A 20540-nucleotide genomic window follows, 5' to 3' on the forward strand; every position below is an offset into this window, starting at 1 on the left:
AAAGTCCGCGCTACGGCCCAACCTCTGCCTCCACCACGTCCGTATCGCGGCTCACGGGCAGCTTTACTGACTTCAAATTATTGTTTTGCAATACAATATGTCGGGTCTGCGCGCCTTTAACCTTCAAAAAATTTTCGGCACCAACAGCCGGAAAGCAGTTGTACACGAACGCATCCTCCGTATTCATCAGCTCTAGCAGCGGCGCGGCTACGGCGGTACCCCGCACGCCATCGAGCCAGAGCTGCTTCACGTTTTCGGTGCGCACAGCTGGGCCGGCGGTGCAGTTTACCTGCACGTTGTGGAAGGCAATGTTGCGCGATTCTCGCACCGTGAAGCCCTGCTTGGCGTCGAAGTTGAGGTTGCTGAACGTGACGTTTTCGATGGGCATTTCGCTGAGGCCATTCAGCATGCCAGCCTGGTTGCCTTCGGCCGTGATGTTGCTGAAATGAATGTTGCGGAAGCGCGGCGTGCGCTCAGTCACCGGCTCGGGCGTGGTTTTATCATACTGCATGTCAAGCACTATCATCTGCTCGCGGATGTTCTTCATCACCACGTTATCGACCCGGATATCCTCGACTACGCCGCCACGGCCGCGCGCCGTCTTGATGCGAATGCCCCGGTCGGTGCCGTCGAAAATGCAGTTGCTGATGGCGATTTTCTTTACCCCGCCCGACATCTCCGAGCCTATCACTACCCCCCCGTGCCCGGCCAGCATGGTGCAGTTGGTGATAGTGTAGTTTTCGGCCGGCATGTTCATTTTGCGGCCCGCCTTGACCTTGCCCGACTTGATGGTGATGCAGTCGTCGCCGACGCTAATGTGGCAGTTCGAGATGTGCACGTAGCGGCACGACTCGGGATTGATGCCGTCCGTATTAGGCGATTTGGGGTTGTTAATCGTGACGCCCGTTACCGTCACGTTTTCGCAGAACTCGGGGTTCACCGTCCAGAAGGGCGAGTTGCGAATGGTAATGCCTTCGACCAGCACGTTCTTGCAATACATGGGCTGGATGAACGGCGGCCGCAGAAAGCCGCGTGTCATCACACCGGGCACGTCGGGCTTGAGGTCGGCCAGCACCTGAGCATTCTGGCGGCGGAACTCCATCTGCCACTTCGAGTCGTCCTTACGGCGCGATTCGCCTTCGGCAAAATCCCACCACTTCTTGCCTTGCCCGTCGATGATGCCCCGGCCTCGAATGGTGATGTTCTCGGCCTTGTAAGCGTAAAAAAGCGGTGAGAATCCCCTGATGTCGATGCCCTCGTAGCGGGTGGTTACGAAAGGCATGTAGTCGTCGAAGTTGGTGCTGAAGTACAGCACCGCGCCCGCGCCTATCTCGATGGTGATGTTGCTCTTGAGGTGGATGGGACCGGTAAGGTACTTACCCGCTGGGAAATACACTGTGCCGCCGCCCGCCTTGCTGGCCGCGGCAATGGCCTTGGTGATGGCCGCGGTAGAAAGCTTCGTGCTGTCGTTGCGCGCGCCGTATTTCAGCACGTTGTAGTAAGGGTCCTGGGCGCGGGCAGTGAAGACCAGAAAGAGCAGAAGTACAGCTGCGCAGATACTATGTTTCATGATGATTAGCCGGGCAGCTTAGCCGTTACTTTTTTTAGCTCATCGGCGTGGGCAATTTCCTTTCCATCGGCCAGCACGCGCAGGCCCTGGCCTTTGCCGTATTTCTGCCCGGTTTTGTCCCACAGCACCGTGAGCATTTTGCCGTGGTAGCGCACCTGGTCGAGGCAGAAGTAGTCCCACTGCCCGGTGGGCACCAGCGGGAACACTTCGACTACATTATCGGGGCGCGGCTTTAAGCCCACTAGGCCCGTGATTATCAGGTCGGCGAAGCCCGAATGGTTGTAGTAGCTGCTGCGCGGATTGTCACCTTTCAGCCATTCGCCGTTTTTTTCATCCTGATACTCCCCCAGGTAGGGCACGCCATTTTTGCGAAACGACATCGCGTATTTGTGCAGCTCGTCGTAGTACACCTGCGGCGTCATGGTGCCGTGGTTTTTGTAGTCGGTGAGCAGATTGGCTAGCCCCTTCAACGTTTGTGTAGTGGCGTAAGGCCACACGGCACCATCCCACTCGCAGCCGTGGCCCGAGCCGTGGGTACGGAAGCCGGGCGCCCGGCGCTCGGCCGTGGTGATGCCCCAGGGCGCTTTAAAGCCGCCTTCGTCGGTGAGCTGCCTCCACTGCCTGGCGTACTGCGGCTTGTCGGCGGGCAGGTCAAAATACCATGGAATGTAGCCTAGCTCTTCCCGCGCCTCGCACAGGCCGCCTTTGGCGTACTGCACCTTGAAGAAGTCCGTTTTGGGGTCCCACAGCGTTTTTTGCACGTCGGCCCGGAGCTGCTTGGCTTTCTGGGCGTATTTGCGCTCGAGGCTGTCGTTTTTGGTCAGCTTGTACATGGCGGCTAGCGCTTTAGCATTGCCATACATGTAGCTGTTGATGGTGGGGCGCACGTTCTGCTCCTTGCGCCCGCCGCTGATGGATTCTTCCATCGCATCCTTCACGTCGTACTGCCAAAAGAGGCCGCTGGGCAGCTTGCGCTCCTTTTCCCACTGCCGATAATCGGCATTGAGCGCGGGCAGCAGCTCCTGCACAAACGGCTTGTTATCAGTGACTTCGTATAGGCTATACACCGCACTGGGCAGCCAGCTGCTGAAGCTGTGCAGCTTGGCATTTACCTGCGGCTGCTTGGCCTCCAGCCAGAATTTCGTGTACTGCTCTACGTACTTGGGGTCGTGCAGCCAGCGTGCCTCGTTGAGATGGTGCCCTAGGGCACTGCTGATGGTATTATACGGCCCGGCGTGCTTCATCGGGGTGATGAATTCGGTGAACACGTAGCCGTCGGGCGTCTGCTTGAGGTGCTTGCGGAAAGCCCACCACCGGTAGTAATACGCCTGCTGGATGGCCGAGTCGGGGCACTCAAACAGCGGCACCTCACGGGCCAGCCAGTCAGCCGCTTCCGCGTTAGGTATCAGGTTGATAACGTCTTCCTTATCCAGCTCATTGAAGCGAGCCACGCTGGTGCGCAGCAGTTCGGAACTAAGTACAGGGTTGGCGGCCGGGGCGGCACCAAGCAGGGCTAGCGCAAAGACGAAACGGGTGGGATTCATGAGCGAGCAATGGCGCGGCCTCCGAAGTCCGCGTTGGGGTAGTGTGGTATTCTAGGCGTGCAGTCGCGGATTTCAATGTCCGCGCAACATCTTACTCAAACAACCAATCAATTTCTTTGCCCGCGCCGCCCGCGCTACCCAGGCCCGCGTTGTAGGTCGGCACCGGCTGGCTAGCCTCCACAAAGCCCAGCATCACGCACGCACCCCGCGCCAGATTCAGCGTGTGCGTGCCAGGCTTGAAGGAATAGGTATGCACGTTCACGGGCGGCATGCCGACTATGGCTATGGCATTGGAAATCTTGCTATCAGCCTGCCCATAATCGTTGGCACTGGCGTCGATTTCGAGGGTAGGCGTGGGCAAATAGCGCGGGCTTTTTTGGTTAAAAAAGCCTACTAGCAGCTGCACCGGCTTGGTAGTGGCGAAGCGAATTTCAGTGCCCTGCGCTACCTGCTGCACCTTGCTGAAACGCAGGCCTTTCAGACCCGCCAGCTCCGGCGCTAGCGCGGTGATGGCTGCCGTAGTATCGGCAAAAGCTGATTGACCGACGGCAGCGGTGTACGACGTAATGCCCTTGGTCAGCAGCGTAACCGAAACATTGCGCAACGCGGCAGCTTTTTGGGCGACGGGAACACTCTTTACGGCTTTGAGTGAGTCGATATTATGCTGAAAATTGGCTAGTTCCTTCTGATAGACCGGCAGCATTTCCACCCACGTTTTATAGGTGCCGTCCACGCCGCGCATCGGAATTTTGCGCTGCGCCGTTTGCATGCTGTTGGCGTACAAATAGGTGTCCTTCGTCAGCTTCGTCAGCGTCTGCCAGGCGGCCACGCTACGCTGCAAGTAGGGTACGGCCTGCTCCAGGTCGGCTACTTTGTGCGAGTACTTGTAGCGCAAGGTGAGCAGCGCAGCCTGCGCCTTTTCGGCGTAGAAATTGGCCAGCGCGTCGTAGCAATACATATCGTTTTTGAGCCGCGCAAACTCGTCTTTGTTCTGCGTGACGCCCGGCGCGGCTTGCTCGATAGCGGCCACCGCTTTTTGCCCGTGGGCCACTACTTCGGCAGCTACTTGCGGCGGTGTCTCGCCCACGTGCTTCTCCCCTTTTGCTTCTTTCTCCGCATACTCGATAATCATCTCACCTTCTGGCGATTCCGACTCATACAGCAGCGTAAACAGCCCATAGCGCTTGGGGTCGATGAGCTGGTTCATCAGCATCCCCAGGGTCAGCGTTTGGCGGTTGCCATCGGTGATGCCGTAGCGGCGCAGCAGCTTGGGCGCTATTTCGCCCGACTGCTCGTAGGCTTTGAGTATTTGCTTGCCGGCGGCCGCGTCGCAGCCAAACTGCGTGGCCAAGCGCTGGCCCCAATAGTCAATTTCGGCCGGGCGGGGGCGGTCGGCACGCCAGGCGTAGCGGCTCCACTCGGCATACCAGAGCCAGTCGCGGCTGAGCTCCAGCTCGCGGCCGGGCACATTGTCGGCGCTGTAGGGCCAGTCCCAGTACGAAGCCTCGGGGTAGAGGTGCAGGCCGTTGGCGCCGTAGGCGCCGTGCATGGCCTGCACCGATTTCTGAATAAAATCGGCTGAGCCATAGCGGAATGGCTCCAGGTTCGACATCAGGTGTACGTTCTCAATCTGCACCGTGCCGATGGCGCTCAGCTTGCGGTGCAGCGCGGCCCAGGTGCCGCGCGGCGTATAGGTGGTCAGGGCCTCGCCGTTGTACTTGGCCATCGTGTACAAGTTCTTATACAGCGGCAGCGCGGCGGCCATCACGCGGGGAGCGTCGGTGTCGTGGGCGCGCAGCACGATGGGCGGCTGCTCCGTTTTACCCAACGCTTTCAGGCCGTCCTGCACGCCGGGGATGATGGTTTTGGTAAACCAATCCACATCGTCCTGGCCAGCGCTTTCCATCGCCTCGCCCAGCGTGATGAGCAGGCCCACATTGGGATATTTCTCAACAAAAGCCGCGATAGACTTTCGCGTGTAGTCGGCAATGAGCGGCACAATGGGCCTAGCGCGGTCCTGGGTTTTGATGTTGTAATGCTCGGCGAAAGGCTTGGAAACGATGATGTTGTAAAACATCTGAATCACCCAGATGCCGCGCTTGTCAGCCTCTTCAGCGAGGAAGCGGTACAGCTCCTCGTTTTTCTTGAAGGTGGCGTCGTCCACTTCCACGGCGAAGGGGTAGTCTTTGAGCCGCACCAGCGAGGCGAAGGGGTGCCCGTTCCAGAGATAGAGCGAGTTCATCCGGTTATCCGCCAGCATATCCAGATACTTCACCCACAACGCCTTATCGTAAAGCCACGGAAACGTTTCGGGCGTGTACGGGTACTCGTACACGGTGCGGCCGGGCAGGTACGTTGGCTTCTGCACCCCGATGCAGGCGCCGCGCATCACCATTTCGGGCTGGTCGGCGAGGTGCAGGTTGTCGGTGATTTTGCCCTGGGCCTTTACTTGTTCGGCCAGCTCCAGGCAGCCGTAGAGCGCGCCCGAGTTGTCGGTGCCCCGCACCACGATGGCCTCATCAGGAGCCGAAGTCAGGACAAAACCTTCCTTGCCGGGCGCGGGGGTAGACGGTGCGGGCCAGGCCGCAGCGGCTTGTCGCAGCAGTACGTCGCCGGGCCGCCCCACTACTATCAGGCCCTTTTTACGGAGCAGCTTATCTTGCTGCACTATCTGCACTGGGTAGCCAGCGGCCCGCAGGGCGGCGGCCAGGCGGTCGGCCCCGTAGCGCAGGCGGGGGTGGGCATGCAGGGGCAGCACGATGGTGCGGGCCGAGCGGAGAGTGGGTGATGGCTTGGCTAGGGCGTTGGCTGCGGGCAGCAGGCCTAGCAGCAACAAACAGCTCGCCACGAAGTGCTTCCATACGCTCAGGCTCATGGGCGGCGCGGGTGGGGGTAGGGGCTAAAAAAGGCACTATAATGTGTGCCAAAAGTACCGGGAGGGCACGCGGGCCACCTATAGCATCTTCTCTGGCTCTTGTAGCATGTTGCCATAGCGAGCAAGGACCCCATTCAGCCGGGCATAGTCAGATGCTAACATCCTACACAGGCACGAAAAAATGGTATAGGTAGCAGTCATTTCCACCAGCTTATTTCGCTTTGTCAAATCCCCACCCGACTTATGATAACTAAGAACCTTGCTTCTTTAGGCACGCTGGCATTGGTAGCGGCCCTGCCGCAGCTGGCACACGCCCAATACCCCAAAATACCGGCCGACGTGCAAAAAGCCAGCGATGAGCTGATGGCCGCAGAGCGCCGCCAGTCGGACATTGCCTGGAACAAGGCCTACCCTATTATTAAGAAGGAAGCCCAGCACGGCAAGCCCTACATTCCGTGGGCGGCCCGGCCCATTGATTTACCGCAGGCCTCTATTCCGGCGTTTCCGGGGGCCGAGGGTGGCGGGGCGTTCACCTTCGGCGGGCGTGGGGGTAGGGTTATCGTGGTCACGAGCCTCGCCGACCGGGGGCCTGGCACCCTGCGCGAAGCCTGCGAGCAGGGCGGCGCCCGCACCGTGGTGTTCAACGTAGCGGGTATTATTCACCTCAAAAGCCCGCTCATTATTCGGGCGCCCTACATCACCATTGCGGGCCAGAGCGCGCCAGGCGACGGCATTTGCGTGGCCGGCGAGTCGGTCTGGATTAATACCCACGACGTGATAGTGCGGTACATGCGCTTTCGGCGGGGCGAAACCAACGTGGGCCGGCGCGACGATGCCATCGGGGGCAACCCGGTGGGCAACATCATGATTGACCACGTGTCGGCGAGCTGGGGCCTCGATGAAAACATGTCGATGTACCGCCACATGTACAACGACAGCACGGGCATTCCGGAGCAGAAGCTGGGCACGGTGAACATCACTATCCAAAACTCGATTTTCTCAGAGTCGCTCGACACCTGGAACCACGCGTTTGGCAGCACGCTAGGGGGCGAAAACTGCACGTTTTTGCGCAACCTGTGGGCCGACAACGCGGGCCGCAACCCCTCGATTGGCTGGAACGGCGTGTTTAACTTTGTTAATAACGTGGTCTTCAACTGGGTACACCGCTCGACCGATGGCGGCGACTACCGCGCCCTCTACAACATCATCAACAACTACTACAAGCCCGGCCCCCAAACGCCCGTAGACGCCAACATCGGCCACCGCATTCTCAAGCCCGAGTCGGGCCGCAGCAAGCTCAAATACCAGGTGTACGGCCGGGCGTACGTGCACGGCAACATCGTGGCCGGCAACGACAAGGTGACTAAAAACAACTGGGACGGCGGCGTGCAAGTCGAAGAAATGCCCGATGCCGGCCAGTACATGGCCGACATGAAGGTGGACAAACCCCTGCCTATGCCCACTAACGTGAGCATCATCCCGACCGAAAAAGCCTATGCCTACGTGCTCGACAACGCCGGCGCTACCCTTCCCCACCGCGACCCCGTCGATACGCGGGTGATAACGCAGGTGCGCACCGGCAAAATCGCCTACAAGGAAAACGTGCCCCTGCCCACTACGCAGTTTGAGCACCGCCGCCTACCCATCGATTCGTACAAGAAAGGCATCATTACCGACCCCGTGCAGGTGGGCGGCTACCCCACGTATGCCGGCAAGCCCTACCAGGATATCGACAAGGACGGCATGCCCGATGCCTACGAAAAGCAGCACGGCCTGAACCCCAACAGTGCCGCCGACGCCAGCCTGGCTAAAACCGCTGACGGCTACACCAACATTGAGGTGTATCTGAACAGCCTGGTGCCCCTAGCTACGGTGCAACCTCCCAAAGCCAGCGCGCCCAAGACTACCACGGCCAAAACGCTGTCGCGCAAATAAGCCCGCGGGCTTTCGTTGTCGTTCTTCGCTTTCCTACCCCACCCCCGTGCCCCAATTGCCTCCTTTCGCTGCTTTGCTTACGCTGCTGGCGCTGGCCGGTGCGCCAACCAGTGTGGTAGCGCAGGGTAAAAAGCCGCCGGTTAAGATTCAACCACCCGTCGCGGTCGATGCTCAGGGCCGGCTGGTGTACGCGCCCGATTCGCTGGGCAATCGGGTGCCCGATTTTTCGTACTGCGGCTATCGGGCGGGCGAGGTGGCAATTCCGACCGCCGTTATCAAGGTGACGGTGCCCGCGCAGGCGGGCGACGCCACGGCGCGCATTCAGGCCGCGCTCGACTACGTGGCCCGGCTGCCGCTGGGCAAAGACGGGCTGCGCGGTGCCGTGCTGCTGGCGCCGGGCACCCACGAGGTAGCGGGCCGGCTCTTTATTCGCGCTTCGGGCGTGGTGCTGCGGGGCAGTGGCATGGCCGATGGCGGCACTACGCTGCGCGGCACCGGCTTTAGCCGCGACCACCTGCTCACTGTCAGCGGCCGCGACGACCGCCGCCTGGAGGCCGCCCAACCCATTTCCGACCGCTACGTGCCCGTCAATGCCCGCACCGTGCGCGTGGCTAGCCCCACCGCTTTTAAGGTAGGCGACCGGGTTGTCGTGCGGCGCCCCAGCACGGCCGCCTGGATAAAGGCGCTCGGCATGGAAACCTTCGGCGGCGGCTTGTCGGCGCTGGGCTGGAAGCCGGGCCAGCGCGACATCAGCTGGGACCGGCAAGTGGTAGCCATCGACGCGAACGGCCTTACCCTCGACGCACCCCTGACTACGGCCCTCGACCAGGCCTACGGTGGCGGCACCGTGGCGCGCGCCACCTGGCCGGGTTTACTTACGCAGGTGGGGGTAGAAAATCTGCGTATGGAATCGACCACCGATGCCAGCAACCCCAAAGACGAAAACCACCGCTGGGTAGCCATCGACCTCCAAAACGCCCAGGATGCCTGGGTGCGCCAGGTGGCATTTCGGCACTTTGCGGGCTCGGCGGTGCTGGCCCACGCCACGGTGCGCCGCCTCACGGTGGAAGACTGCCGCTCGACGGAGCCGGTGTCAGAAATCGGCAACGAGCGGCGCAATACGTTTTACACCCTAGGCTCGCAAACGCTGTTTCAGCGGCTGTATGCCGAGCAGGGCTACCACGACTTTGCGGTGGGCTACTGCGCTGCCGGCCCCAATGCCTTCGTGCAGTGCGAGGCCGAGCAGGCGCTCAGCTTTAGCGGCGGCATCGATAGCTGGGCTTCGGGCGTGCTGTTTGACATCATCAAGGAATACGGCCAGGCGCTGCGCTTTGGCAACCGTGAGCAGGACGGCCAGGGCGCCGGCTGGGCCGTGGCCAACAGCGTGCTGTGGCAATGCACCGCCGCCCGCGTGGACTGCTACCGCCCGCCCACGGCCCAAAACTGGGCGTTTGGCACCTGGGCGCAGTTTGGCGGCAATGGCCACTGGGACCAATCGAACGAGAACATCAGCCCGCGCAGCCTGTACTACGCGCAGCTCATCGACCGGGTAGGCGACGCCGCCAAGGCGCGGGCCATCTTACTGCCGGTGCCCACCGAGGCATCAAGCAGCCCGAAAGTTGCCGTGGCCCAAGAGCTTACCCGGCTGTCCGTCAGCCCCGCGCCTACCCTCTCGGCCCTCATCGACGCGGCAGCCACTCGCCAGCCCCTTCCTACCCAGACTTCGGCACCCACTATTGATAAGCTGGGCGTGAAAACGCCCCCTAGCCCCGCCTACGCGCCCGCCCTGCGGCTGGTGCATGGGGTGGTGGTGCGCGGCGATGCGCTGGTGCTAGGCCGCCACCAGGAGGTACCCTGGTGGAACGGCAGCGCCCGCCCCTACGGCCTGGCGGGGGCCAAAGCGCACGTCACGCGCTTTGTACCGGGCTTCACCGGCTGCGGCCTGACCGACGACCTTGCCACGATGACCGACTCGCTGCGGGCCGGCAACGTGGTGGCGCTAAGCCACAACTACGGCCTGTGGTACGAGCGCCGCCGCGACGACCACGAGCGCATCCGGCGCATGGATGGCGAAACGTGGGCGCCGTTCTACGAGCTGCCTTTTGCCCGCAGCGGCACCGGGCAGGCCTGGGATGGCCTGAGCCGCTACGACCTCACGAAGTACAACAAGTGGTACTGGGGCCGGCTGGCGCAGTTTGCCGACCTGGCCGACCAAAAAGGCCTGGTGCTGCTGCACGAGCACTATTTCCAGCACAACATCATCGAGGCGGGGGCGCACTACGCCGACTTTCCGTGGCGCCCGGTCAATAATGTGAACAACACCGGCTTTCCGGAGCCGCCGCCCTACGCCGGCGACAAGCGCATTTTCCTGGCCGAGCAGTTTTACGACGTGAACGACCCGGTGCGGCGGCCCTTGCACCGCGCCTACATTCGGCAGTGCCTCAACAACTTCACCGGCAAATCGGGCGTGATTCACCTCATTGGGGCCGAGTTTACGGGGCCGCTGGCCTTCGTGCAGTTCTGGCTCGACACCATTAAGGAATGGGAAACCGAAACCGGCCAGCACCCGCTCATTGCCCTGAGCACTACCAAGGATGTGCAAGACGCCATCCTGGCGGATGCAGCGCGGGCTAGCGTAGTCGATGTCATTGACATCAATTACTGGCATTACCAGTTCAACGGCACGGCCTACGCCCCGGCCGGCGGCCAAAACCTGGCCCCGCGCCAGCACGCACGCCTGCTGAACCCCAAGCGCAGCTCGTTTGAGCAAGTGTACCGGGCCGTGCGCGAGTACCGCCAGCAATTTCCCGAGAAAGCAGTGCTGTACTCGGCCGATGGCGCCGACGCGTTTGGCTGGGCGGTGCTGCTGGCGGGGGGCTCGCTGGCTAGCGTGCCCCGCGTGGCCGATGCGCTCTTCGCGGCGGCCGTGGCGGGCATGTTGCCGACCGAGCTGCCGGGTAAGCCCGCTGGGCAATGGGCCCTCAGCAACGGCAAAACCAGCCTGCTGGTGTACCGCGAAAGCGCGGCGCCGCTCGATTTATCGGGCCTGAGTGGCACGTTTACAGTGCAGCGCATCAACCCCAAAACCGGGGCGCTGGCGGCCACGAAAGAGACCGTGAAGGGCGGCCAAACGGCGACGCTAGCCAAGCAGGGCGATGAGACAGAAGTACTTTGGCTAGAGCGAAAATGAGCAGCACCCGCCTAAAATCGGGCCTAGCGGCCGGGCTGACCTTGTTGCTAGCCGCATTCCAAGCTCAAGCCAGGGTAGTGCTGCCCCGCGTGCTAGGGCACAACATGGTGCTGCAGCGCGACAAGCCGGTGGCCATTTGGGGCACGGCCGCGGCGGGCGAGGCCATCACGGTGCAGTTTGCCGGCCAAAGCCCGCGCACCGTGGCCGACGCGGCGGGCCACTGGCAGGTGGTATTGCAGCCGCTCGCGGCCAATGCCACGCCGGCCGAGCTGGTGATTAGCGGCACGAATACGATTCGCCTGCACAACATTTTGGTGGGCGAGGTGTGGCTGTGCTCGGGGCAGTCAAATATGGAGTACACCATGCGCAAGAGCAGCAAAGTGACCCTACCGCCCGGCGCCGACACCACCGCGCTGAGCGAGCTAAAACGCGCGCACGACCCTAATATTCGCATTTTTTTGGTGAATCGCAAGGAACTGGTGCATCCCGACTCGCTGCATCGGGGCTGGAGCGTGGCCCAGGATTCGGCGCTACGCATGTTTTCGGCGGCGGCGTATTTCTTCGCCAAGGAGCTGCGCCAGAAGCTGGGCGTGCCGGTGGGCATGGTGGCATCGTCGGTGCCGGGCAGCCGCATCGAGCCCTGGATTGCGGCCGACGCGTTTGGGCAAGACCGGGCGTTTGCGGGCCAGGCGGTGTCGGGCGAGCCAGGCAAATTCTACGAGCCCATGATCCGGCCGCTAGTGCCGCTCACGCTGCGTGGCTTTTTGTGGTACCAGGGCGAAAGCAACTGCTTTTTGGCCGAGTCTACTGCCTACACCCAAAAGATGCGCCTGCTGATAACCAGCTGGCGCACGGCCTGGCACGACGCCGATTTGCCGTTCTACTACGTCGAGCTAGCCCCCTTCAAATACTCTGAGTCGAAGGCCAACGCCGCCCTGACCAAAGAAACCTTGCCTCGCTTTCGTGAGGCGCAGGAAGCCGTATTGGCCCTGCCCCACACCGGCGCCATTGTGACGACCGACCTGGTCACGAAGCTCGACGACATTCACCCGCCCTACAAGTGGGAAATCGGCCGCCGCCTGGCGCTGCTAGCCCTGGCCGGCACCTACCACCAAGCGGGGGTGGCGACTGCGCCAACCTACCACCGCCTGACGATAAAAGGCCCGGTGGCTACCGTGCTTTTTGCGCCCGGCACCCAGCTCCGCAGCCACAACGGCCAGCCCCTCACGGACTTTGCTATTGCCGGGGCCAACCGGGTATTTGTGCCCGCCCAGGCGCGCGTGCAGGGCAATAAGGTGCTGGTGTCGGCGGCCGGGGTGGCGTATCCGGTGGCGGTGCGCTTTGGCTGGGACGAGGCGGCGCAACCCAACCTGTTTTCGGCCGACGGGCTGCCGGCTAGGCCGTTTCGGACGGACAGCTGGCCCGAAACCGAGAAACCAGCGCCGAAGCCTCAGTAGCTCGCTGCTGCTAGCCCTCATTTTTCACTTCCTACCTCCCCTCCCGATGAACCACGAGGCCCTATCCCGGCGCGACTTTTTGGGCGCCGGCTCGCTGCTGCTGGCTAGCCTGCTGCTCCCGGCTGCGGCCGGCGCGCGCGCCAAAAAGCTGACGTACAAGATTGCGGTCGTCGATTTAATGATTTTGAAGCGCCAGAAGCTCGGGGCGCTGCAGCTTACCAAAGACATTGGGGCCGATGGCGTGGAGGTGGATATGGGCGGCCTGGGCCAGCGCGAAACCTTCGACAACCAGCTTGCCAAGCCCGAGGTGCGCCAGCAGTTTATCGACAAGGCTAAGGAGCTGAACCTGAGCATTTGCTCGCTGGCCATGACGGGATTTTACGCGCAGTCGTTTGCCACGCGGCCCACGTACCAGCGTATGGTGCAGGACTGCTTTGACACGATGCGAGCACTCGGCGTGAAGGTGGCCTTCCTGCCGCTCGGCACCCAGGGCGACCTGCGCAAGAACCCCGAGCTACGCCCTGCCATTGTGGAGCGGCTGCGGGTAGTGGGCAAAATGGCCCAGCAAGCGGGGGTAGTAGTGGGCATCGAAACCGCGCTCGACGCGGCCGGCGACGTGGCCCTGCTGCGCGACGTAAACTCGAAGCACATCCAGATTTACTTTAACTTCTCGAACCCACTTAAGGAAGGCCGCGACCTATGCGCGGAGCTGCGCACGCTGGGCCGCAAGCGCATCTGCCAGATTCACGCCACCGACGAGGATGGCGTGTGGCTGCAAAACAACCCGCGCCTCGATATGCTGAGAGTGAAGCAAACACTCGCCGAGATGGGCTGGCAGGGCTGGCTCGTAATCGAGCGCTCGCGCGATGCGGCTGACCCGCGCAATGTGAAGAAGAATTTTGGGGCTAACGCGGCCTATTTAAAATCAATTTTTCAAACAAGTTAGCCTGCGCAGCTAGGGGAGGATAGCGTAGGATATTACCACAAACGACCAAGTGGCTATTCCTAATTAGGGTACTTAGGCGCGAGCGTGAGCCTCCAAGCGCTCACACGCATACAACTGGAGGGCTACCAAGGGAATAACCTGCAAATTGGGCTTGGCTAAGGTGGCTTGGTAACTCACAGTATTAGATGTTTTTTTGATGATAATTTTCTACAATAACTTGTTAAAAACATGCAGATAGCTAGGTGATAAGCGCGGGAAATTCGTGGTGTATTAGCTGGTAAACTCTTTACCTGTTTCAACCACTTGCCACGCATGTTTACTGTTGTTCGAAGCCTGTTAGTAGCCGCCCTACCCGTGCTGGCTAGCGCGACTCCTAGCCTGGCCCAGCAGGCCCCAGCTACTGAAGCGAAAGAGGCCGCCTACACCCGCGCCATTACTGAGCGGGCCGACAAAATTGTGGCTACTCTTGGTACCTTACCGGCCGATAAAGCCCCCAAAGTGCGTGACCTGATTGCCGGGCAGTATCGGCAGCTCAGCGAGGTGCACGAGGCGCGCAAAGCCCAGCTAGCCGCCCTCAAAGCCAAGCCGCAGGACGAGAAAACGGCGGCCGAAGCCAAACAGGTAGAGGAAAAAACCACCGCGGCGCTCGACAAGCTGCACGGCAAGTACCTGCGCCAGCTAGGCCACCAGCTCACGCCCGCCCAGGTAGACCAGGTGAAGAATGGCATGACTTACAACGTATTGCCCATCACAATGGCGGCTTATGAGGATATGCTGCCCACGCTCACTGCCGCGCAAAAAACCCAGATGCAAGCCTGGCTCACCGAAGCCCGCGAACACGCCATGGATGCCGGCACCTCGCAAGAAAAACACGCTTGGTTTGGCAAGTATAAGGGCCGCATCAACAATTATCTCTCGGCCGCCGGCATCGATATGAACCAGGCCGGCAAAGACTGGCAGGCCCGCCTGGCCGCCCGCAAGGCCGAGTCGGCCGCCCACTAGCCTTTTCTCGCTTCTCTTTAGTTTCTCAGTTTCACCCACCAAACTGCTATGGCCCACTTTTTACATCAGCACCTGCCGTTGGCTGGCGCTACGCCTACTCGCTTGGCTTGCGCCCTGCTGCTGAGCAGCACCCTGCTAGGGGCTCAGTCTGGCCTGGCGGCCGGCCTTACTGCGCCAGCGGCCCCGTCGGGCATTCGAGTTGCCTTTCAGGGCAAGGTGGTCGACACCAAGGGCAACCCGCTACCAGGTGCGACTATCATCATCCGGGGCACGAAAACCGGCACGGCCAGCGACGCCAGTGGCATATTCCACTTCAACCTGCCGACTGGCAATGAGGTGTTGATAATCAGCTCTATCGGCTTCAAGACCCAGGAAGTAGAAGTAAAAGGCCGTAGCACCATAGAAGTGCAGATGCAGGAGGACAATGCCTCCCTCGACGAGGTAGTGGTGGTAGGCTACGGCACCCAAACCAAGGCGCACCTGACGGGCGCCGTGGCTTCGGTGGACATGAATGCCATTCAGAACCTGCCATCCAGCACGCTATCCGCCACTATTCAGGGGCAGCTGCCGGGCGTGAGCGTGAGCGGTGGTACCGGCCGCCCCGGCGAACCCGGCCTGATTACGGTACGCAACCCTAGCCTGCTGTCGAAAGACGGCGGCACCACGCAGCCGCTCTACGTGATTGACAACGTGGTGCGTACGCAGGATGACTTTAACCTGCTCGACCAGTCGGAAGTGCAGGCCATTTCCGTGCTCAAAGATGCCGCAGCCGCTATCTACGGCGCGCGGGCCAACCAGGGCGTGGTAGTCATCACGACCAAGCGGGGCCAGCTAGGGGCTCCTAGGTTCAGCTACAATGGCTCGGCCGGCGTCGCCGACGCGGCCCAGCTGCCCAAGATGATGACCGGCTTGCAGCAGGCTACCTACCTCAACGACCTGAACACAGCGGCGGGCAAGCCGCTGACCGACGCCTCCATTTATACCCCCGATGAGCTGGCGTACTTTGCCGACCACAATACCGACTGGCTGCGCATGGCCTGGAAGCCGGCGCTGCAAACGCGCCATGCGCTAAACATGAGCGGTGGCTCGGACCGGGTAACCTATTTCGCGGGCTTCTCCTACAACTTTCAGAACTCCAACTTTAATAATACCTCTTCTGATAAGTGGACTTACCGGGCCAGCACCGATGTGAAGGTGACCAAGGGCCTAACGGCCTCGCTCTCGTTCAGCGGCAGCTTGTTTAATAAGCACAACTACTACCTGAAGCAGGGCGGCGAGAACGTGGAAAACGACATGCGCAGCCTGCTCTACGCGTCGGAGTTTAACCCGCCCTACGTCAATGGCCTGCCCATTCTGACGTCGACGGCTAACTCCAACACCATTGAGGCTACCAATTTTTTTGCTGCCCAAGCTACTGGCAATTACAACGATACCAAGTACACGGGCCTAAACCTGACGGCCAATATCACCTACGATATTCCGGTCATCAAGGGCTTGCAGGCGCGGCTGCTGTTCAGCAAAACCATTGACAACACCTTTGGCAAGCAGTTTGGCACGTACTACAACACGTACCGGTTTTCGATGCTCGGCGACCACAAGCACATTTTCGGCGGCGATGTGCTCGGCGTGACGCCCATCAAAAACGGTGACATCGTGCGCATCAATCCGCTGAACTACAACAGCTACCAGCTCAACGGCTACCTGACGTACAACCGCGAGTTTGGCAAGCACCAGATTTCGGCGCTGGGCTTCTTCGAACAGTCGGAAACCTACACCGACATGGTAGCTGGCTCGATAGAAAGTGTGATTGTGGGCGGGCTCGACAACATGAACTTCGCCACCGGCACCCAGACCAGCACCGAAAGCCAGACCGAAACGGGCCTTCTCTCCTACGCTGGCCGCATCAACTACAGCTACGCCAACAAGTACCTCGCTGAGCTGGCCGTGCGCTACGATGCCAGCACCAACTTCGCACCTCAATATCGCTGGGGGCTGTTCCCGTCGCTGTCGGTGGGCTGGGTTATCTCCGAAGAGCCCTTCTTCCACGACAATATCCCGGCGGTGAGCTTCCTGAAAGTTCGCGGCTCGATAGGCGCGCTCGGTGGCGATGCCACCAGGCCGTACAACTACCTCACCAGCTATGCTATTCAGCTGGGCAAGGGCGCGGTATTGGGTGGCAATGGCGACCGACCGCTCGTTATTACGCCCAACAACGCCATGGCTAACCCCTACGCCCGCTGGGACGCCGACACCAAGTATAACGTGGGTATCGACGCACGCTTCTTCGATGGCCGTGTCTCGTTGACAGCCGATGCGTTTTACGACCACCGCTACAACATGCTCACGCAGATTACCAGCGCCGTGCCGCTGGTAGTAGGTGCCACGCTGCCTTCGGAGAACTATGCGTCGGTAAATGGCTTTGGCTACGAGGTATCGCTGGGCTACAACAACCGCATCACTAAAGACTGGTCGTTCCGTCTGAATACCTTCTTTACGTGGAGCGACAATAAGCAAATTCTGATAGATGTGCCCAAAGGTCAGATTAACACCTACCTTGACCCCACCGGCCAGTCGAGCGACCAGGGCGTATTTGGCTACCACTACGCGGGCTTCCTGCGCACGCAGGCCGACCTCGATGCCTTCAACGCGGCCCATCCGAACTATACCATCGCGGGTGTGAAGCCGGCCCTCGGTATGCTAGTCTACGACGACGTGCGCGGCCCCAAGCAGGCCGATGGCACCTACGCTGCCCCGGACGGCATCATTACTGATGCCGACCAGGACTACCTGACGCCGAAGTCGAGCAACCACTACGCAGTGGGTTTCAACCCCAGCATCACCTACAAGTCGTTCACGATTTCGGCCACGATGGGCCTCTCGTATGGTGGCCAGGCCACGGTAGAGGCGTCGGCACGGGCGGCGGCCACGGCCACTATCAATCGGCCCGCGTTCTGGGCCGACCACTGGACGCCCGATAATCCGAATGCGGCCTACCCTAGCCCCTACTACGCCTCGGCCAACCAAGGTACCAACAGCTACACGTCGGCTTTCTGGTTCCGCAACTCATTCTCGGCCGGTATCCGCAACGCCAACATTTCTTATGCGCTGCCAGCGGCCTTCCTCGCGCCGCTGCACATCAGCAACATGAACGTCTTCTTCGTGGCTGTAAACCCCCTGAACTTCTACAATCCTTACAGCTATAAGACGTACTCGGGCGCGTTCGACGCCTACCCCACCATTCGCAATTTGTCGCTGGGAATCAACGTGAGTCTGTAACTTCTTTTCCCACCCCTTCCCATGAAATCAGTATATCTCCTGGCAGTGGCTATTGGCGCAGGCCTGGCCCTAGGCAGCTGCAGCAAGGTGCTGGATAAAGAAAACCTGAGCGCCATCAACGGCAGCCTGATTTATTCCGACTCGACGCTGGTCAACCTCAACCTCAACTACATCTACGACCAAAACCTGCCCACCTGGGGCGGCCAGACCGGCTCCGGTATCGGCTCGGTGAACCCCGCTACCCTCGCCGACGAATCGTATGGTGACAACATCTACGTGGATGGGCAGGTGCAGGTAAACGACGTGGGCGACTTTGGTACGGCCCTGGCCCCGAACAACAACTACGGTAAGCTGCGGACCATCAATCAGTTCTTGCTGGATGTGAAGAATGGCTCGCTGCCGCAGGGCACCAAAAACCGGCTGCGGGCGCAGGCCCAGTTCTTCCGGGCTTTTCGCTACTTCGACCTGGTGCGTGTGTATGGCGGGGTTCCACTGAGCTTTACGCCACTCAACGCCGTGGGCCCCGACGCCCGCGCCAACGACTTCCTACCCCGCAACTCGACGGCCGACACATACAAGGCCATCGTGGGCGACCTCGACTCGGCTATCGCCGTGCTGCCCGGCAAGTGGACTTCTTCCAGCGACTGGGGCCGCATTACCAGGGGGGCAGCCGCGGCCTTCAAGGCCCGCGTGCTGCTAACCGCCGCTAGCCCCCAGTTTAACCCCACCGATGATATGAGCAAGTGGCAGGCGGCCTACGCCGCCAGCCAGCAGGCTGTGTCGCTGCTCACGGCCAGCGGCTTCGGGCTGAACTCGTCCTTCGACCAGCTCTGGTTTCAGGAAGTAAACAACCCGGAATCGGTACTCGTGACGGGCTATAATACCTCAACGGGCACCAACGTGTCGAAGAGCAACGGCTACGACAACTCGGCCCGCCCCTCCTACACGGGCACTGGCGGCGGCTCTTACCAGCCTTGCTGGGAAATGGTGAAGGCCTTCCCGATGCTGGATGGCAAGAAGCCCGGCGCCTCTACCAAATACACCTACACCGACCAGCTGTTTTACAAAAACCGCGACCCGCGCTTCGACAAAACCATTGCGTACAACGGCTGCACCTGGCCCCTGAACGGCAACAGCAGCTTTAAGCTGTGGACGTACTACGTGGGCACCAAACCCACGGAAACGACGGCTAGCAAGACCGGCTTCTACACCCGCAAGGCCGTGGACCCCAACGTAGCCGTGGCCAACGCGCAGTATTCGGGCACCGACTGGATTGAGATTCGCTACGCCGAGGTGCTGCTGAACCTGGCCGAAACCGCCTGCGGCACCAACAACCTGAGTGTGGCCATGGACCAGCTCAAGGCCATTCGGAAGCGCGCCGGCATCGAAGCGGGCACCGATGGCAACTACGGCCTGCAAGCCGGCCTGAGCCGCGCCCAGCTGTTTGATGCCATCCTGTATGAGCGGCAGATTGAGCTTGCGTTTGAAGGCAAGCGCTTCTGGGACCTGCGCCGCTGGAAAAGGGTGGAGAGCGCGCTCAACGCACTTCCCAACAAGCGCCGCCACAAGCTGCTTATCACCTTGAAAAGCACGGGCGTGCCTGCTGATTTTGCTACCACCCGCGACAACCTGAACCTGGACCAGGTATACACCAACTACTTCACCCTGGATTTCACCTCCTCCGCCACGTACCTGGATACCAAGGACCTCAACTGGCTGCCGCAGTACTACTTTTTCCCCATTCCGCAGCTGGCCATCGACAACAACCCCAAGCTGGTGCAAAACAATACCTGGGGCGGCGCCTTCGACCCGCTGCAATAGCTACCAGTCGTCTTTCACGTGCTTACCTGGTTCTACTTTTAACTTGGTGCGCCGCCACTCGCTTCGGGTTGGCGGCGCACTAGCGTATGGGGCCTAGCGCCTCACTTATTTTGTCCCTACCCCTATTGCATTATCGCAACGTATGTTTAGCTTAACCGGGAAACACGCCGTCGTTACGGGCGGCGGCAGTGGCATTGGCCGCGCCATTGCCCTGCTTTTTGCCCGCCAGGGCGCCATCCTGCACCTCCTAGAGCTGAGTGCCGAAGCCGGGCAGGCCGTTGCCGCCGAAATAGCCCAGGCCGGCGGCCTAGCCCACGTGCACGCCGCCGATGTGAGCCAGCAGGCCGCCGTAGTAGCGGCTTTTCAGGCCATCGGCCGGGTCGATATTCTGGTCAACAATGCGGGCATTGCCCACGTTGGCACCGTCGAAACCACCAGTGAGGCCGACTTCGAGCGGGTGTACCAGGTCAATGTGAAGGGCGCTTACAACTGCCTTTTCGCGGCCGTGCCCCTCATGAAGGCGCAGGGCGGCGGGGCCATCATCAATATGGCTTCCATTGCGGCGCACGTGGGCCTCACCGACCGCTTTGCCTACTCCATGAGCAAGGGTGCCATCTTCGCCATGACGCTTTCGGTAGCCCGCGACTACCTGGCCGCCGGCATTCGCTGCAATAGCATCTCGCCGGCCCGCGTGCACACGCCCTTCGTCGATGGCTTTATTGCGAAAAACTACGCCGGCCGCGAAGACGAGATTTTTGCCAAGCTGTCGGCTAGCCAGCCCATCGGCCGCATGGGCCAACCCGACGAAGTAGCCGCCCTGGCGTTGTTTCTCTGCTCCGACCAAGCCGGCTTCATTACCGGCTGCGACTACCCCCTCGACGGCGGCTTTATCAAATTAAACACCTGATTCATAAGAAGCTTTCT

11 protein-coding genes are annotated in these 20540 nt (G+C 60.9%); 8 read left to right on the top strand and 3 right to left on the bottom strand.

Features of this window, described 5'->3' with window-relative positions:
* Positions 1-10: 10 nt before the first annotated feature.
* The 3 genes from J4D99_RS13325 to J4D99_RS13335 form a co-directional block, all read right to left on the bottom strand.
* Positions 11-1570, bottom strand: a complete 1560-nt coding sequence (locus tag J4D99_RS13325; protein WP_208132220.1) for a glycoside hydrolase family 28 protein — start codon at positions 1568-1570, stop codon at positions 11-13.
* A gap of 5 nt (positions 1571-1575) precedes the next feature.
* Positions 1576-3114, bottom strand: coding sequence for an MGH1-like glycoside hydrolase domain-containing protein (locus J4D99_RS13330; RefSeq protein WP_208132221.1), 1539 nt, complete (start codon positions 3112-3114; stop codon positions 1576-1578).
* Between the two features lie 91 nt (positions 3115-3205).
* Positions 3206-5989 carry an alpha-d-galacturonidase gene (locus J4D99_RS13335; protein WP_208132222.1) on the bottom strand — a complete coding sequence of 928 codons (2784 nt, stop codon included), beginning with the start codon at positions 5987-5989 and terminating at the stop codon, positions 3206-3208.
* A 243-nt stretch (positions 5990-6232) separates the two neighbouring features.
* On the opposite strand from J4D99_RS13335, the gene J4D99_RS13340 reads away from it, so the two are divergent.
* The 8 genes from J4D99_RS13340 to J4D99_RS13375 all read left to right on the top strand — a co-directional run bounded on the left by J4D99_RS13340 (position 6233) and on the right by J4D99_RS13375 (position 20523).
* Positions 6233-7924 carry a pectate lyase family protein gene (locus J4D99_RS13340; protein WP_236018659.1) on the top strand — a complete coding sequence of 564 codons (1692 nt, stop codon included), beginning with the start codon at positions 6233-6235 and terminating at the stop codon, positions 7922-7924.
* A gap of 73 nt (positions 7925-7997) precedes the next feature.
* Positions 7998-11114, top strand: a complete 3117-nt coding sequence (locus tag J4D99_RS13345) for a DUF6298 domain-containing protein (RefSeq protein WP_208132223.1) — start codon at positions 7998-8000, stop codon at positions 11112-11114.
* Entirely contained in the window at positions 11111-12571 is a 1461-nt protein-coding gene (locus J4D99_RS13350; protein WP_208132224.1) for a sialate O-acetylesterase, read from the top strand. The genes J4D99_RS13345 and J4D99_RS13350 overlap by 4 nt, the downstream gene beginning before the upstream one ends.
* A gap of 46 nt (positions 12572-12617) precedes the next feature.
* Entirely contained in the window at positions 12618-13517 is a 900-nt protein-coding gene (locus J4D99_RS13355; protein ID WP_208132225.1) for a sugar phosphate isomerase/epimerase family protein, read from the top strand.
* Between the two features lie 312 nt (positions 13518-13829).
* Entirely contained in the window at positions 13830-14519 is a 690-nt protein-coding gene (locus J4D99_RS13360; protein WP_208132226.1) for a DUF3826 domain-containing protein, read from the top strand.
* A 48-nt stretch (positions 14520-14567) separates the two neighbouring features.
* Positions 14568-17795 (top strand): SusC/RagA family TonB-linked outer membrane protein, encoded by a 3228-nt coding sequence (locus tag J4D99_RS13365; RefSeq protein WP_208132227.1) that lies wholly within the window; start codon positions 14568-14570, stop codon positions 17793-17795.
* 21 nt (positions 17796-17816) lie between these two features.
* Positions 17817-19616: a RagB/SusD family nutrient uptake outer membrane protein gene (locus J4D99_RS13370; RefSeq protein ID WP_208132228.1), complete on the top strand. Its 1800-nt coding sequence runs from the start codon at positions 17817-17819 to the stop codon at positions 19614-19616.
* 142 nt (positions 19617-19758) lie between these two features.
* Complete coding sequence (locus tag J4D99_RS13375) at positions 19759-20523, top strand: SDR family NAD(P)-dependent oxidoreductase (protein WP_208132229.1); 765 nt, start codon at positions 19759-19761, stop codon at positions 20521-20523.
* Positions 20524-20540 lie beyond the last annotated feature (17 nt).

It is taken from the genome of Hymenobacter sp. BT559 (genome assembly GCF_017571525.1).
GTDB classification, from domain to species: domain Bacteria; phylum Bacteroidota; class Bacteroidia; order Cytophagales; family Hymenobacteraceae; genus Hymenobacter; species Hymenobacter ginsengisoli.